Here is a 15,347-nt window from a genome sequence, read left to right as displayed (position 1 = left end):
ATTAATGACATATAACGTACGCGAACACAGCTATGCAGTTGGAGGCCTTGGAATGACAGGCCAGGCTTGCGTGCGCTACTTACTCAGCCATGGCGCTAAGGTTAAAGCCTTTGATACCCGTAGTTCAGCGGCGCTATCTGATGAAAACTTAACCAAAGACATGATAGCGAGTATGCAGGGTAAAGTTGAAACGTCACCGCTTACAAGCGCTTTCTATGATGACGTAGACACCCTTGTGCTAAGCCCAGGGCTTTCACCTGAAATTGAACAAGTTGCGCTAGCAAAGTCCTGCGGCGTAGAAGTGATTGGTGATATCGAGCTATTTGCACGGCTAAATACTAAGCCCGTAGTGGGGATTACCGGCTCAAACGGCAAGACGACTGTAACTCTGCTGGCAACGCATTTGCTAAATAGTACTGGCTTAAAGGCCCTAGCTGCTGGAAACGTAGGGCTTCCTGCATTAGATACGTTAGACACAGATGCAGACGTTGTGGTGTTGGAGCTGTCCAGTTTTCAGCTTGAAACAACATCTAATTTAGCGCTGAACGCGGCTACTATTTTGAATTTATCTGACGATCATCTCGACCGCCACGGCTCATTCGAACGCTACGCAAGTGCAAAGCACCGTATTTTTGATAACGCTTCTCTTGCTATTGTTTGGCGCGATGGCGATAACATTCAGCCTCGCTCAGCCTCTTTGCAGCTTATGCATTATGGCTTAGGCGAATCTGAATATGGATTTGGTATTGCCCAAATTGACGACAAAGCCCAGTTGACGTTCAACGGCAATGCATTAATAGACGTTAGTGAAATACAGCTTGCGGGTACACACAATGTGTTAAATGTCATGGCTTCCTTGGGCTTATGTCATGCACTTGGTGTTTCACCCGAGGCGGCGGTGCCCCACATTAAAAACTTTACCAGTGCGCCTCACCGCTGTGTGGAATTGGCCAATAACGGCGTGCGTTTTATAGATGACTCGAAAGCGACCAACGTTGGGGCAACCATAGCTGCCCTTGAAGGTCTTGCGCCAGTTACTACCGGAAAACTTTTGCTGATTGCAGGGGGCGACGCAAAAGGTGCCGATATTAACGCTCTATCGCCGTACCTTTTGCAGCATGTGGCTCAAGTTTTTGCCATCGGCAAAGATGCTGAACTTTTTGCAAAGGCGTTTGAAAATACAGTGTTGAGCAATGATTTGAGCGACGCTGTAAAAAGAGCTTACAGCGCGGCCAGTCATGGCGACGTTGTTCTGCTTTCTCCAGCCTGTGCCAGCATAGATATGTTTGATAATTACATGCATCGCGGGCAGGTGTTTAAAAACGCAGTTGAGGAGGTAATAGCAGCATGATGTTAGCCTCTACAAAACTCAGTCAGCTTTTTGCGGCTCGTCACGACAGCCCGAAGCAACCTAAGCATCCATACGATGCCACCCTTGTGCTTATAGCCCTTGCGCTGTTAAGCATTGGAGTGGTGATTGTAACCTCTGCATCCATGCCCGTAGCAGACAGACTGCACGGCAATCCTTTTTACTTTGCTATTCGCCACGGCATTTACATAGTGGGCGCTATACTCGCAGCAATTGTTGTGCTGCAACTGCCCATGCAGTTTTGGCGGGTGACTAATCCGTATTTGCTTTTCGCCGCCATTGGGTTGTTAGCTGCGGTGCTTCTAGTTGGGCGCACAGTTAACGGCAGTACACGATGGCTTGCGATTGGGCCTATCACTATTCAGGCCGCTGAACCTGCCAAGCTCTTTTTCTTTGCGTATTTAGCTGGGTATTTAGTTCGTCGTTATGAAGAGGTTACCGAAAATTTAAAAGGCTTTATTAAGCCGTTAGGCGTTTTCTTTGTGCTTGCGCTGTTGCTGCTGCTGCAGCCAGATTTGGGGACTGTGGTTGTGATGTTTGCTACCACTATTGGTCTACTATTCTTAGCCGGCGCAAGACTCTGGCAGTTTTTTGCGCTTGTCTTTGTGGGGTTAATGGCCGTAGTTGCCCTTATCGTATTTGAGGAGTACCGCTTAAAGCGGGTTACCTCGTTCCTAGACCCTTGGGCCGACCCGTTTGGTGCCGGCTATCAGTTAACTCAGTCGTTAATGGCATATGGCCGCGGAAATTGGTTTGGGCAAGGCTTAGGCAACAGTTTGCAAAAGTTAGAGTTCCTGCCCGAGGCTCACACCGACTTTGTTATGGCCATATTAGCCGAAGAATTAGGATTTGTTGGTGTGCTTGCTGTTTTAGGACTTATTCTCTGGATGGTGATAAAAGCTCTTCATATTGGCAATCACGCACTTGAAAGAGGACGCGCGTTCGACGGTTTCTTGGCTTACAGCATTGGCATCTGGTTTAGCTTTCAAACAGCCGTAAATATCGGCGCTAGCGCTGGCGTGCTTCCAACCAAAGGACTGACATTACCACTAGTTAGTTATGGTGGATCTTCTCTTATTATTATGGCAGCTGCAGTAGCTATTTTATTGCGCATAGATTTTGAATTACGCGTTGACGGTGTTCAGGCGTTAGATCGCGGTGAAAAAAGAAAGTCTAAGGCTGCCGTAAAACCGGCAAAGGGGTCAGAACAAGCCACGGTGGCAAGTGGTGTCAAATCGAAACAAAAAGACACCAAGGTAGATATCGCCAAGGTAGACAATGCAAAGGTAGAAAACGCCAAGCCCGAAGATGAGGGTAAAGCAGGCATAAAAGCAATTTTAGCTCGCGTTGCCGAGGAGGCCGATAATGACTAAGCGCTGTCTTATTATGGCTGGCGGAACCGGCGGGCATGTGTTTCCAGGGCTGGCAGTAGCCAATGCACTTAGAGATGAGGGGTGGGATATTCAATGGCTTGGAACGCCTGAGCGTATGGAAGCCCAAGTAGTGCCTAAATACGATATTCCTATTCACTTTATTCCTGTTAAAGGCTTACGTGGTAAGGGATTAGGTGCGCGTATGAAAGGAGCGTTTGCGCTTGTAAAAAGCCTCCTGTCAGCCCGTCGAATTATAAAGCGCATAAACCCCGATGTTGTCGTTGGGTTTGGTGGTTATGCAAGTGGGCCGGGCGGTGTTGCGGCCAAGTCATTGGGTATTCCTGTGATCATCCACGAACAAAACGCTGCAGCCGGCATGACAAACAAACTTTTGAGCAAGATTGCACACAAAGTGTTGCTGGGCTTCGAAGATGCTAAAGCGCAATTTGTAAAAGTAAAAAACAAAGTTCATGTTGTTGGTAACCCCGTAAGGGACGACATTTGGGAAATACAGCAGAAGTCGCAGGAAAACAGCGGCGAGCAGTCTGCAGATAAAACGCTGAATATGCTTGTTGTCGGAGGAAGCCTTGGTGCACAGGTACTTAACGACGTCGTACCGCAAGTGTGTAGTGCGTTAAAGGGGCTTTCAATTCGCCACCAATGCGGAAAAGGAAATGCGAAAACCGTAGAGCAGACTTACGCAAACACAGGTTCTGTACACATTGATTCTGCACGCGGTGGTTCTAAGAGTGCCGATGTGGTTGTTAGCGATTTTATCGATGATATGGCAGCTGCTTACGAATGGGCAGATTTTATCGTTTGTCGCGCCGGTGCGCTAACAGTGAGCGAAGTGGCCGCCGCGGGAAGAGCCGCTATTTTCGTGCCTTTGCCCCATGCGGTAGACGACCATCAAACAAAAAATGCGCAGTCGCTAGTGAAGCACAATGCAGCAATAATGATTGCGCAATCAGTATTAAAAGAGAATTTAGGGCAATCAGTGCGTAATTGGATTCAACATCCAAGCGACTGTTTGAAAATGGGAGAGCTTGCTCGTGAATGTGCAAGCCCCAATGCTACACAGAATGTTGTAAGCCACATTAAGTTAGTGGTAGGAGAAGGGGACTAATGGTTTTCAAAACCCCATTTGAAAGCCCGCAAATGCGTCGGGTAAAAAATATTTTCTTCATTGGTATCGGCGGTGCCGGTATGGGTGGGATCGCAGAAGTTTTACTGAACGAAGGGTACAAAATTTCTGGCTCGGATATTCAAGAAGGGCCTATGACGAAGCGTCTTAGTGAATTAGGCGTTGACGTTAAAATTGGGCATAAAGCTGATAATGTAAAAGGTATGGACGTGATAGTCGTTTCGAGTGCTATCAACGAACAGAATCCTGAAATAATAGTAGCGCGAGAGTCTCGCATTCCCATCATTCGTCGTGCTGAAATGCTGGCGGAGTTGATGCGTTTTCGTCACGGTATTGCCATTGCCGGTACCCACGGGAAAACCACTACAACCAGTTTAATTTCGACGATTTTTGCTGAGGCAGAATACGACCCAACGTTTGTTATCGGTGGATTACTAAACAGCGCAGGCACCAATGCTCGTTTGGGTAAAAGCCGTTATTTAATTGCTGAGGCCGATGAAAGTGATGCGTCATTTTTACACCTTCAGCCTATGGTGTCTGTAGTCACCAATATCGAAGCTGACCACATGGGCACTTACGGCGGCGATTTCTCAAAAGTGAAAGACACCTTCGTAGACTTTTTATCTAATCTGCCGTTCTACGGACAAGCAATTATGTGTGGTGATGATGCCAACATCCAAGAAATTCGCCCTCGTATTGGTCGAAGCATTCTCACCTATGGTTTTGAAGACCATAACGATTATCGCGCAGAAAACATTCAGCTGTCTTTTGGGAAGGCAAACTTTACAGTGCACCGCCCTGACAGCAAGCCGTTAGACATTACGCTCAATCTTACTGGGAATCACAATGTACTTAATGCGCTAGCTGCCATTGCAGTAGCGTCTGATGAGGGCATTGATGACGAGTCTATTGTGAGTGCCTTGGCTAATTTTGGTGGTATTGGGCGTCGTTTTGAGCAACTAGGAACGTTCAACACCAGCAAAGGTGAAGTGTGCTTGGTAGATGATTACGGCCATCACCCTACAGAAGTAAAAGCGACCATTGCTGCTGCAAGAGCTAACTGGCCAGACAACCGCTTAGTGATGGTGTATCAGCCACATCGATACACGCGAACTCGAGACCTTTACGAGGACTTTGTTGAAGTGTTATCGAGTGTGGATGCGCTCTTACTGCTTGACGTTTATGCTGCGAGTGAGCAGCCCATTGAAGGAGCTGACAGCAAGTCGCTATGTCGTTCAATTCGCTTGCGAGGGCAAATTGAACCGGTTTATGTGGGAGATAAAGACGCATTGCCTGGAATATTGTCGAACATTTTACAAGATGGCGATATTGTGATGACTCAAGGTGCAGGTAATATTGGTCAAATAGCTAAGTCGCTTGCGGCCTGCGAGCTAGAACCCGCAAAGCTTGCACAAGGAGTTAACCATGTTTAAGCCCTTGTTAACCACACATACTCCCGCAGAATATGGAAAAGTTGCTGTGTTGCTTGGTGGTGACTCTGCAGAGCGTGCTGTATCGCTTAATTCTGGTAAAACCGTGCTCAATGCATTACTGCGCCAGGGAGTAGACGCATTTGCATTTGATCCTGCAGAGCGTCCACTTACTGATTTAATAGACTTAAACGTCGATCGCGCACTCATTATGTTACACGGTAGAGGCGGTGAAGATGGTACTATGCAGGGAGCGCTTCAACTGCTGAAAATTCCCTACACCGGAAGTCGTGTTTTAGGCTCTGCTTTGGCAATGGATAAGATTCATACTAAGCAAGTGTGGCAAAGTTTAGGACTGCCAACTGCAAAATATGAAATAGCTGACAAAAGGCGCTTTGAAGCTGGTAAGTGCAGCGCTATAATGGAAAAACTGGGAAATGAGGTCATGGTAAAACCGGCTCAGGAAGGCTCGAGTATTGGCATGGCAAAAGTGACAAGCGCTAAACAATTAGAAACAGCTGTGCAAGACGCCTTTCAGTATGATGATCAGGTATTGCTAGAGCAGTATATAGACGGACCAGAGTTCACTGTTTCAGTGGTTCAGGGCCAAGCCTTACCGTCAATTCGTATGTCTACGCCTCACACTTTCTACGACTATGCTGCGAAATATCAAGATAATACTACCGAATACTTCTGTCCAAGCGGCTTGTCAGAGGCGCAAGAAGAGCAACTGGCTTCATTGGCGTCTCGTGCGTTTAACGCTATTTCAGGCAGCGGTTGGGGACGAGTAGATGTGATGCAGGATAACCAGCGCCAGTTTTATTTACTTGAGGCGAATACGGTGCCGGGTATGACTGAAAAAAGTTTGGTGCCAAAGGCTGCCAAAGTTGCCGGTGTAAGTTTTGATGAACTAGTACTCAGCATTCTATCAACAAGCTTTAACACTGGGGTAGAAAAGGTAGATGAGTAAAACAGCGGTGCATAAGCGAAATATGAAAAAGTGTTTCGCTTATACAGAAGGCACTTTGTAACTATGGCAACAGCAGCTCGAAATACGCCTAGCGTTTCTGGTGAAACTGCGAGCGCTAGTAAAACTGCTAACCGTGGCGCAAAAAAACGAAATAGGCGCACAATGTGGGCTGGCATTGCGTTTTTGTTGTTTGTTATTGCTGGGCTCGTTGTAGGTGCAATTAAGGCAAACCAGTATTTGCATGACGAACAGCAAATGCCGGTGCAGGTAATCGATTTCTCTGGTGAGTACCAGCATATCGATATTACCAAGCTCGAGAGACTGATAAGAAAAGCACAGCCTGGAAGCTTCTTTGCGTTAGACGTTAATGATGTGTTCGAATTGGTTGAGTCGCAGCCTTGGGTATACCGCGCTTCGGTGCGAAAAAAGTGGCCAAATACACTAAAGATTTATTTGGTAGAGCAGCAAGCTGTTGCAAAATGGAACGAAGATTTATTGCTCAATCCATATGGTGATACCTTCAATGACGAAGGGGTAGAAATGGAATTGCCGAGACTTTACGGTCCTGGTGGTAGTGAGAAAACCGCGTTAGAAGGCTTTAATAGCATGCACGCGTTGATGGCTACTACCAATATGGCTATTGATGAACTGTCGTTAAGCGAGAGATTTGCTTGGCAGGTACAGTTAGAGAACGGTATTAGATTGAATTTAGGGCGTCAGGACTTTATCGATAGACTACAGCGGTTTATTGATGTTTATCCGTTATTGGCGCAACAAGAGAAGGCCGTACGTTATGTCGACCTTCGCTATGACACGGGCGTTGCCGTTGGTTGGAACGACGACAATGCCACAAACAAAGAGAGTTAAGGAAACCATGTCAAAACCTGCTGAACGCAATTTGATTGTAGGACTAGATATCGGCACCAGCCAAGTGAAGGCCGTGGTGGGCGAAGTGCTAGATGATGATCAAATCAGTATTGTTGGCGTGGGTACCCATGCATCAAAAGGCATGGATAAAGGCGGCGTCAACGATTTGAATTTGGTAGTGAAGTCGGTACAGCGCGCAGTAAATGAGATGGAACTGATGGCAGATTGCCGCGTTTCTTCTGTGTTTATGTCAATTTCTGGGCGCCATGTTAAATGCCAGAACGAAAATGGTATGGTGCCGATCAATAACCAAGAAGTTACACAAGAAGACGTGGATAATGTGATACATGCGGCGCGTAGTGTACCTATTGCAGCGGAAAGACGTTTGCTACATGTGTTACCACAAGAATTTACCATTGATGTACAAGAGGGAATTAAAAATCCGATTGGTATGTCAGGGGTTCGTATGGAAGCCGATGCACACATTATTACCTGTGCAGATGATATGGCTAAAAATATGGTGAAATGCGTTGAGCGCTGCGAGCTGAATGCCGATCAGCTTATTTTCTCCGCATTGGCCTCAAGTTACGCTGTGCTAACCGACGATGAGCGTGAATTAGGCGTATGTGTTGTCGATATTGGTGGCGGCACCATGGATATGGTTATTTACACAGATGGCGCAATTCGTCACACTGCTGTAATACCAGTAGCTGGCAATCAAATAACCAGTGATATAGCGAAAATTTTTAGAACGCCAATCAGCAATGCAGAGGAAATTAAAATTAATTATGCCTGTGCATTAAAAGATATGGTGAGTATGGAAGATAGTATTGAGGTACCTAGTGTAGGCGGTCGTCCTGCTAGGGTAATGTCTCGTCATACATTAGCTGAGGTTATTGAACCTCGCTATCAAGAACTTTTTGAACTGGTACACGATGAAATTCGTGCCAGTGGTCTGGAAGAGCAAATTGCTGCTGGTCTTGTGTTAACAGGAGGCACCGCCAAAATGGAAGGTGCAGTAGAGTTTGCTGAAGAGCTTTTTCAGATGCCCGTACGTGTGGGCAAACCCATTGACGTAAAAGGCTTAGCTGAATACGTTGACGATGCCGGCTTTGCTACGGTAGTGGGTTTACTGCAATACGGTAAAGCACAAAATGATAATAAGAATTCCAGTACGCAGAAATCGAGTGAAAGCTTGTTTCACAGAGTGCAAAGCTGGTTTAAAGGTGAATTTTAATTTTTAGGGGGCGCTATTGCTATGGCATTTAGGCTAGCAGGATGCAATAAGCCTTTGTAGATGACCTAGTGTAGTGTTTTAAAGACGTACAACCGGAGAGTAAGTATGTTCGAATTAATGGATAGTCACGGCGAAGAAGCCGTAATCAAAGTCATCGGCGTAGGCGGTGGCGGCGGTAATGCTGTTGAACACATGGTGTCTCAAAGCATTGAAGGCGTAGAGTTTATTGCGGTAAACACCGATGCACAGGTACTTCGTAGTTCAAATGCAGACATTACTCTGCAAATTGGCTCAAGTGTGACTAAAGGGTTGGGCGCAGGCGCCGATCCCAATATTGGTAGAGATGCTGCGCAAGAAGACAGAGAAACTATTCGTCAAGCGTTAGACGGCGCCGACATGGTGTTTATTACTGCCGGAATGGGTGGTGGTACCGGAACAGGTGCTGCGCCAGAGGTGGCAAAAATTGCTCGTGAAATGGGTATTCTGACTGTTGCAGTGGTAACAAAACCGTTTCCTTTTGAAGGGAAAAAACGTACCTCTTTTGCAGAGCAGGGCATTGTTGAATTAGCTAATAACGTAGACTCGCTTATTACTATTCCTAACGAAAAACTGCTCAAAGTGATGGGGCCAGGTACGCCATTACTTCAGGCATTTAGTGCGGCAAACGACGTGTTACGCGGTGCGGTTCAAGGTATCGCTGAACTGATTACACGCCCTGGTTTGATCAATGTGGATTTCGCCGACGTAAGAACGGTTATGTCTGAAATGGGTAAAGCCATGATGGGCAGTGGCGCGGCAAGTGGTCCAGACCGCGCTGAAGAAGCTGCAGAATCAGCTATCGCCAGTCCACTGTTGGAAGATATCGATTTGTCGGGTGCACGAGGTATTCTTGTTAACATTACGGCTGGCCCAGATTTCGCTATCGACGAGTTTGAAACAGTAGGTAACGCAGTAAAAGCGTTCGCTTCTGAAAACGCGACAGTGGTTGTTGGTACTGTTATTGATATGGAAATGACTGACGAGCTTCGTGTTACCGTTGTTGCAACGGGCATTGGCGCAGAGCGAAAGGCTGATATTTCTTTAGTAAGTACCGAGGGTTCACGTTTAACTCAGCCGGCTAAAGAATACGGAAGTAGCAACAACGCTGGTGAGTCGCGTTCTTCTGTTGGTGGTACCGAAGGTAACCAAGCACTAAAAGCAGAAGACAGCGCTCAGCCTGACAATGATTTGGAATATTTGGATATTCCTGCGTTTCTACGTAAACAGGCAGATTAACGTACTGCCTTGTTTTCTTGAAAAACTGTGAAAAGCTGCGAACAACTGCGAATAACTGCGCGAAGTTGCAGGGAATTTTTTTGTTCTGTTGCGGTCTTACGCATAGCAATTAGTTAAACACTGTGTATGCGTAGGTCAAATTAGGACCTGCATAGGCGCTAACATAGATAAAGATAAACGCTGCGGGGAAACCCTGTATTTGTGTGTTTTTTGACATGTGAGTAATAACTCACTATAATTCGCGCCCGCTTTTTTAAAAGGTAAAAGCATAAGCAAATGATTAGACAACGTACAATCAAGCAATCGGTTCAAGAAACTGGTATTGGTCTGCATAAAGGGGAAAAGGTCACGATGACTCTCCGGCCTGCGCCTGCGAACACGGGGATCGTGTTTAGGCGTGTTGACCTTAACCCACATGTTGATATTCCTTCTCGCGCTAATGCGGTAGGGAACACTATGCTGTGCACGTGTTTAAATAACGAAGACGGTGTAACTATTCAGACCGTTGAACATCTTGCTTCTGCTCTTGCTGGCTTGGGTATTGACAATATTATTGTTGAAGTAGACAGCAACGAATTGCCTATCATGGATGGAAGTGCAAGTCCGTTTGTATTTCTTCTTCAAACCGCTGGTATTGAAGAACTTAACGCACCAAAGCAGTTTATTCGTATTAAAAAGCCTGTGCGTGTTGAAGACGAAGATAAGTGGGCCGAACTTGTGCCCTACGACGGTTTTCGCGTCGATTTTAAAATCGATTTCGATCATCCTGTTATCAGTGAAACCCGCCAGCATATGGTGATGGATTTCGATTCGTGTTCATACGTTAATGAAGTGAGCCGTGCGCGTACGTTCGGTTTTATGCGAGATTTAGAATACATGAATGCTAATAACCTTGCATTAGGTGGCAGCATGGAAAACGCAGTGGCGCTAGATGAATTTCGCGTTCTTAACCCCGAAGGTTTGCGTTACGATGACGAATTCCTAAAGCACAAGATCCTTGATGCAATCGGTGATCTTTACTTAGGCGGAAACAGCCTAATTGGTGAGCTTAGAGCTTACAAAACAGGGCACGGCTTAAACAACAAACTTCTTAACGCGTTACTTGCGCAGCAAGATTGTTGGGAATATGTGACTTACGACTCTCAAGAGTCTGCGCCAATTCGCTACGCACAGCCCGTATTAGCATAATTTCAAAAAGCCGCCTTTATGGCGGTTTTTTTTCACGTGGCAATCGTTCAAATAAATGATAAAGTAAGCCACAATTTTGTAGTACTTTCACCTCAACGTTCATAACGAAGCGACTAACAAAAAGCGTTGGCGATATCGCTAAGCGCAAAGCAATGAAAAGAGTGTGAAACCCAAATCCGTTACGTGGTATGAAGTTAACAATTACACTAGCAGGTAAAAACACACGCTATCGGCACAGTGTCAGTGTTCGTACGCTTGTGAGCGCAACTGTGCTTACTTCTATTTTTATGCTTGTGTCTAGTCGTTCAACAGAATCAGTTCCTGAAGATATTGCTCGCGTTCGTTTAGCGCAAACTCAGTTAGACGAATCCAAAGACGATATTGAATCACTGAAGAAAGAAACCACAACGAAATTAAACGTTTTGCTATCTCGCGTGGCTGAGCTCTCAGCTAAAGCTACCTTGCTCGATGAGCAGGGGAAGGAGATAGCAACAGAATTAGGTATGTCAGCGACTGACCTGGACGCTTTCGTACCGGTATCGATACCAGACAACACCCAAGACGACCCCATTCTTCACGAGATAGCAAAGCTAGAGCAATCACTCGACTTGAAATCGCAACAGTTAGCTATGCTTGAAAATTTAGTACGGGGTCACCATATCCAAGAACAGAGTCGATTATCTGGTCGTCCGATTGCGTCGGGGTGGTTGTCTTCTTATTACGGTATGCGTGCCGACCCGTTTACTGGCGAGCCTGCTATGCACAAAGGGCTGGACTTTGCCGGTAAAGCGGGAATAGACGTAGTATCTACAGCGGCAGGTATTGTTACCTGGGCAGGCGATCGCTATGGCTATGGCCAACTTGTAGAAATTGATCACGGAGATGGTTTTGTTACCCGTTATGGGCATAACGATACCTTATCTGTTTCGATAGGTGATGTGGTTACCAAAGGGCAACCTATCGCAAAAATGGGCAATACCGGTCGCTCGACTGGTGCCCACGTTCACTACGAAGTAATAAGAAACGGAAAACAAGTCGATCCTCTGCCTTTTGTAAGAAAAAAGTAAGGTAGCAGCCAGGTTAGTAGGTTTTACACCTGCATCAAGGGTAGCAAGCAATGAAAACGCTGTTCGTTTTTGCGCGCTAGTTACATAAAAATCGCAAGGCATTGCCTGGTATTGGTATACGCCTTAATTATTTAATTTTGCTGTACTTTTGGTATGGCGTCTCGACAAGTAGTGGAATAAAAAAGCTAATGTTTTCAAGCATCCTAAGAAAAGTATTCGGAAGTAGAAACGACCGACTATTAAAAAAATTACGTAAAAACGTAGATGCCATCAATGCACTGGAAGCAGAGTATGAAAAGCTTTCTGATGAGGCGCTAAAAGCGAAAACCGAAGAATTCAAAGCCCGCATTGAAAAGGGTGAAACCTTAGATGCGCTGCTTAACGAAGCGTTTGCTACGGTAAGAGAAGCCAGTAAGCGTGTTTATGGTATGCGTCACTTTGACGTTCAAATGCTAGGCGGGCAAGTTCTTCACCAAGGTAACATTTCAGAGATGCGTACTGGTGAAGGTAAAACTCTTACCGCTACGTTGCCTACTTACTTAAATGCACTTTCTGGAAAAGGTGTTCACGTTATTACCGTGAACGACTACCTAGCCAAGCGTGATGCACAGTGGAGTAATCAGCTATTCAATTTCTTAGGCATGCAGGTGGGATGTAACGTTCCAGGTATGTCGCCTGAAGAAAAGCGCCAAGCGTATCAAGCTGATGTGACATACGGAACGAATAACGAATTCGGGTTTGATTATCTTCGCGACAACATGGCGTTTAGCCCACAAGACAGAGTACAGCGCCCACTTAACTATGCAGTCGTAGATGAAGTTGACTCAATCTTGATTGATGAAGCACGAACGCCTCTTATTATCTCAGGTCAAGCTGAAGATAGCTCTGAGCTTTATCGTCGTATCAATACGCTAATTCCAAAACTAGTACAGCAAGAAAAAGAAGACGAAGAAGGCCAGGAAGGTGACGGCGATTTCACAATCGACCTTAAAGCCAAGCAAATTCACCTGACCGAGCGCGGACAACTTCATGTTGAAGAAATTCTGCAGGAAGAGGGTGTGTTGCCTGAGGGTGAATCACTATTCGCCGCAGGAAATATATCATTATTGCACCACATTAATGCTGCGCTACGTGCGCATAAGCTCTTTACCAAAGACGTAGACTACATTGTTAAAGACGACCAAATTGTCATTGTTGATGAGCACACGGGTCGCACAATGGAAGGCCGCCGTTGGTCAGAAGGCTTACACCAAGCTGTAGAGGCAAAAGAAGGTGTTCGCATTCAAAACGAAAACCAAACGCTTGCGTCTATTACCTTCCAAAACTACTTCCGCATTTATAACAAGCTCGCGGGTATGACAGGTACCGCAGATACTGAAGCATTCGAATTTCAACATATTTATGGTCTTGAGACCGTGGTTATTCCAACGAATAAACCTATGCAGCGTAAAGACATGGCCGACCTCATTTACTTAACGGCCGAAGAGAAATACGAAGCCATAGTAGAAGATATAAAAGATTGTGTTAAGCGCGGTCAGCCTACGCTGGTAGGTACGGTATCTATCGAAAATTCGGAGCTTATTTCACGAATTCTGAAAAAGGCGAAAATTCCGCACAAAGTATTGAATGCTAAGTTCCACGAGCATGAGGCTGATATTGTTGCCCAGGCGGGTAAAACGGGTGCCGTTACTATAGCTACAAATATGGCGGGACGTGGTACAGATATCGTGCTTGGCGGAAATTGGCAGGCCGAAATTGAAAAAATTGAGAACCCAACTGAAGCTCAAATTGAAAAGATAAAAGCAGAGTGGAAAAAGCGTCACGACGAAGTGCTTGCCGCCGGTGGTTTACATATCATTGGTACCGAGCGTCACGAATCACGTCGTATTGACAATCAGCTTCGTGGTCGTTCTGGTCGTCAAGGTGATCCGGGCTCAAGTCGTTTCTATCTGTCGCTAGACGACGCACTTATGCGAATATTTGCCTCTGAAAAAATGGGCAACATGATGAAGCGCTTGGGTATGGAGCGTGGCGAAGCTATCGAGCACCCGTGGGTAACTCGCGCTATCGAAAACGCGCAGCGTAAAGTGGAAGGTCGCAACTTCGATACCCGTAAACAGCTTCTTGAATACGATGATGTGGCCAACGACCAACGTAAAGTTATTTACGAGCAGCGCAACGAGTTGCTGGACGAAGGCGATATTAGCGAAACGATTACAGCAATTCGCGAAGATGTTATTAGCAGCGTAGTGGATGAATATATTCCGCCACAGTCGTTGGAAGAAATGTGGGATGTGAAAGGGCTGGAAGAGCGCCTTAAAGCAGATTTTGCCACTGATCTACCCCTTCAAACATGGCTAGAAAATGACGACAAGCTTTACGAAGAAAAGCTTAGAGAGCGTATTCTGGAGGAAGTGGTAAGCGCTTATACAGAAAAAGAGAAAATTGTTGGCCCAGAAGTGCTACGTCAGTTTGAAAAAGCGGTAATGCTGCAAAATTTAGACAGTCACTGGAAAGAGCATCTGGCGGCAATGGATCATTTGCGTCAGGGAATTCATTTGCGCGGTTACGCTCAAAAGAACCCTAAGCAGGAATATAAGCGAGAGTCTTTTGCACTGTTCTCTCAAATGCTTGAAACTCTGAAAGTTGAAGTAATAACAATTCTTGCGCGTGTGAAAGTGCAGGCCGAAGAAGATGTACAAAAAGTTGAAGAGCAGCGTCGTCAGGCTGACGATGTGCCCAAGAACTTTGAGCATGAAGACGCCTCTGCAAAGCCAGAAGAAGCAAGCGACACGCCTCGTACCGCAGTGAGAAACGGGCCTAAGGTTGGTCGTAACGACCCTTGCCCATGCGGTTCTGGTAAAAAGTATAAGCAGTGCCACGGTAAGTTAAGCTAATGAAGCGAGTACACGTTGCCGTGGGCGTAGTTGCCCGCGGTAGTGATATCTTTACCACTCTTCGCTCGAAAGACGTCCACCAAGGCGGTAAATGGGAGTTTCCCGGGGGCAAGGTAGAAAACGGTGAAACCGTGACTGAAGCACTCAAGCGGGAACTTGCTGAAGAGATTGGTATAGATGTTTTGTCTAGCGAGCCACTCATAGTTATCGAGCATGACTATGGTGATAAGTACGTAAAGCTAGATGTGCATCGCGTGACGAACTTCAATGGCGAGCCTCACGGCAAGGAAGGCCAGTCATCTCGTTGGCAGGCTGTTAATGACTTAAACGTGAAAGACTTTCCGGAAGCTAACGTCGCTATCATTCAAGCGCTAACGGAAGAGAATAAATAAGCAATTGAATTAGCTGGCAGCGATACCTGCTGTCATTAGCAATACAATTGCTTTTCGTGAGAGCAGCTAACGCTGAAATAAAAAAAACAGCTACGCGTTGTACCTGTTTTTTTATGTGCGGTATTCCTATGCTACTTC

Annotated in this window: 12 protein-coding genes; all 12 read left to right on the top strand. The window is 46.0% G+C overall.

The features are described from left to right. The first annotated feature begins 4 nt into the window (after positions 1–4). The 12 genes from murD (at position 5) to mutT (ending at position 15,209) form a co-directional block, all read left to right on the top strand. Positions 5–1,351 carry a UDP-N-acetylmuramoyl-L-alanine--D-glutamate ligase gene (gene murD / locus CW735_RS14640; protein ID WP_071980382.1) on the top strand — a complete coding sequence of 449 codons (1,347 nt, stop codon included), beginning with the start codon at positions 5–7 and terminating at the stop codon, positions 1,349–1,351. Beyond that, entirely contained in the window at positions 1,348–2,742 is a 1,395-nt protein-coding gene (gene ftsW / locus CW735_RS14635) for a cell division protein FtsW (protein ID WP_100972792.1), read from the top strand. The genes murD and ftsW overlap by 4 nt, the downstream gene beginning before the upstream one ends. Further along, entirely contained in the window at positions 2,735–3,868 is a 1,134-nt protein-coding gene (murG, locus tag CW735_RS14630) for an undecaprenyldiphospho-muramoylpentapeptide beta-N-acetylglucosaminyltransferase (protein WP_071980380.1), read from the top strand. The genes ftsW and murG overlap by 8 nt, the downstream gene beginning before the upstream one ends. Continuing rightward, positions 3,868–5,319 (top strand): UDP-N-acetylmuramate--L-alanine ligase, encoded by a 1,452-nt coding sequence (gene murC / locus CW735_RS14625; protein WP_100972791.1) that lies wholly within the window; start codon positions 3,868–3,870, stop codon positions 5,317–5,319. The genes murG and murC overlap by 1 nt, the downstream gene beginning before the upstream one ends. Further along, positions 5,312–6,286, top strand: a complete 975-nt coding sequence (locus CW735_RS14620; RefSeq protein ID WP_100972790.1) for a D-alanine--D-alanine ligase — start codon at positions 5,312–5,314, stop codon at positions 6,284–6,286. Before murC ends, CW735_RS14620 begins: the two co-directional genes overlap by 8 nt. A gap of 162 nt (positions 6,287–6,448) precedes the next feature. Further along, positions 6,449–7,153, top strand: coding sequence for a cell division protein FtsQ/DivIB (locus CW735_RS14615; protein WP_071981329.1), 705 nt, complete (start codon positions 6,449–6,451; stop codon positions 7,151–7,153). A gap of 7 nt (positions 7,154–7,160) precedes the next feature. Beyond that, on the top strand, positions 7,161–8,390 hold the full coding sequence (gene ftsA, locus CW735_RS14610; RefSeq protein WP_071980377.1) for a cell division protein FtsA: 1,230 nt from the start codon (positions 7,161–7,163) through the stop codon (positions 8,388–8,390). A 105-nt stretch (positions 8,391–8,495) separates the two neighbouring features. Continuing rightward, positions 8,496–9,665, top strand: a complete 1,170-nt coding sequence (gene ftsZ / locus CW735_RS14605) for a cell division protein FtsZ (protein ID WP_071980376.1) — start codon at positions 8,496–8,498, stop codon at positions 9,663–9,665. Positions 9,666–9,941: 276 nt separating this feature from the next. After that, the gene (lpxC, locus tag CW735_RS14600) at positions 9,942–10,853 is read left to right on the top strand and encodes a UDP-3-O-acyl-N-acetylglucosamine deacetylase (protein ID WP_071980375.1); all 912 of its coding nucleotides are present in this window, start codon (positions 9,942–9,944) and stop codon (positions 10,851–10,853) included. Between the two features lie 188 nt (positions 10,854–11,041). After that, positions 11,042–11,920 (top strand): M23 family metallopeptidase, encoded by an 879-nt coding sequence (locus CW735_RS14595; RefSeq protein WP_100972788.1) that lies wholly within the window; start codon positions 11,042–11,044, stop codon positions 11,918–11,920. A gap of 188 nt (positions 11,921–12,108) precedes the next feature. Beyond that, positions 12,109–14,817, top strand: coding sequence for a preprotein translocase subunit SecA (gene secA / locus CW735_RS14590; RefSeq protein ID WP_100972787.1), 2,709 nt, complete (start codon positions 12,109–12,111; stop codon positions 14,815–14,817). Then, positions 14,817–15,209: an 8-oxo-dGTP diphosphatase MutT gene (gene mutT / locus CW735_RS14585; RefSeq protein WP_071980372.1), complete on the top strand. Its 393-nt coding sequence runs from the start codon at positions 14,817–14,819 to the stop codon at positions 15,207–15,209. Before secA ends, mutT begins: the two co-directional genes overlap by 1 nt. The last annotated feature ends 138 nt before the right edge of the window (positions 15,210–15,347 follow it).

Origin of the sequence: Alteromonas sp. MB-3u-76 (genome assembly GCF_002831605.1) — a bacterium.
GTDB classification, from domain to species: domain Bacteria; phylum Pseudomonadota; class Gammaproteobacteria; order Enterobacterales; family Alteromonadaceae; genus Alteromonas; species Alteromonas hispanica.
This window is presented reverse-complemented; position numbering and strand designations above follow the sequence as displayed.

Excerpts from the sequence above, each read along its gene's own strand:
- murD (WP_071980382.1), top strand. The coding sequence starts at position 5 with ATGACATATAACGTACGCGAACACAGCTATGCAGTTGGAGGCCTTGGA.
- ftsW (WP_100972792.1), top strand. The coding sequence starts at position 1,348 with ATGATGTTAGCCTCTACAAAACTCAGTCAGCTTTTTGCGGCTCGTCAC.
- murG (WP_071980380.1), top strand. The coding sequence starts at position 2,735 with ATGACTAAGCGCTGTCTTATTATGGCTGGCGGAACCGGCGGGCATGTG.
- murC (WP_100972791.1), top strand. The coding sequence starts at position 3,868 with ATGGTTTTCAAAACCCCATTTGAAAGCCCGCAAATGCGTCGGGTAAAA.
- CW735_RS14620 (WP_100972790.1), top strand. The coding sequence starts at position 5,312 with ATGTTTAAGCCCTTGTTAACCACACATACTCCCGCAGAATATGGAAAA.
- CW735_RS14615 (WP_071981329.1), top strand. The coding sequence starts at position 6,449 with ATGTGGGCTGGCATTGCGTTTTTGTTGTTTGTTATTGCTGGGCTCGTT.
- ftsA (WP_071980377.1), top strand. The coding sequence starts at position 7,161 with ATGTCAAAACCTGCTGAACGCAATTTGATTGTAGGACTAGATATCGGC.
- ftsZ (WP_071980376.1), top strand. The coding sequence starts at position 8,496 with ATGTTCGAATTAATGGATAGTCACGGCGAAGAAGCCGTAATCAAAGTC.
- lpxC (WP_071980375.1), top strand. The coding sequence starts at position 9,942 with ATGATTAGACAACGTACAATCAAGCAATCGGTTCAAGAAACTGGTATT.
- CW735_RS14595 (WP_100972788.1), top strand. The coding sequence starts at position 11,042 with ATGAAGTTAACAATTACACTAGCAGGTAAAAACACACGCTATCGGCAC.
- secA (WP_100972787.1), top strand. The coding sequence starts at position 12,109 with ATGTTTTCAAGCATCCTAAGAAAAGTATTCGGAAGTAGAAACGACCGA.
- mutT (WP_071980372.1), top strand. The coding sequence starts at position 14,817 with ATGAAGCGAGTACACGTTGCCGTGGGCGTAGTTGCCCGCGGTAGTGAT.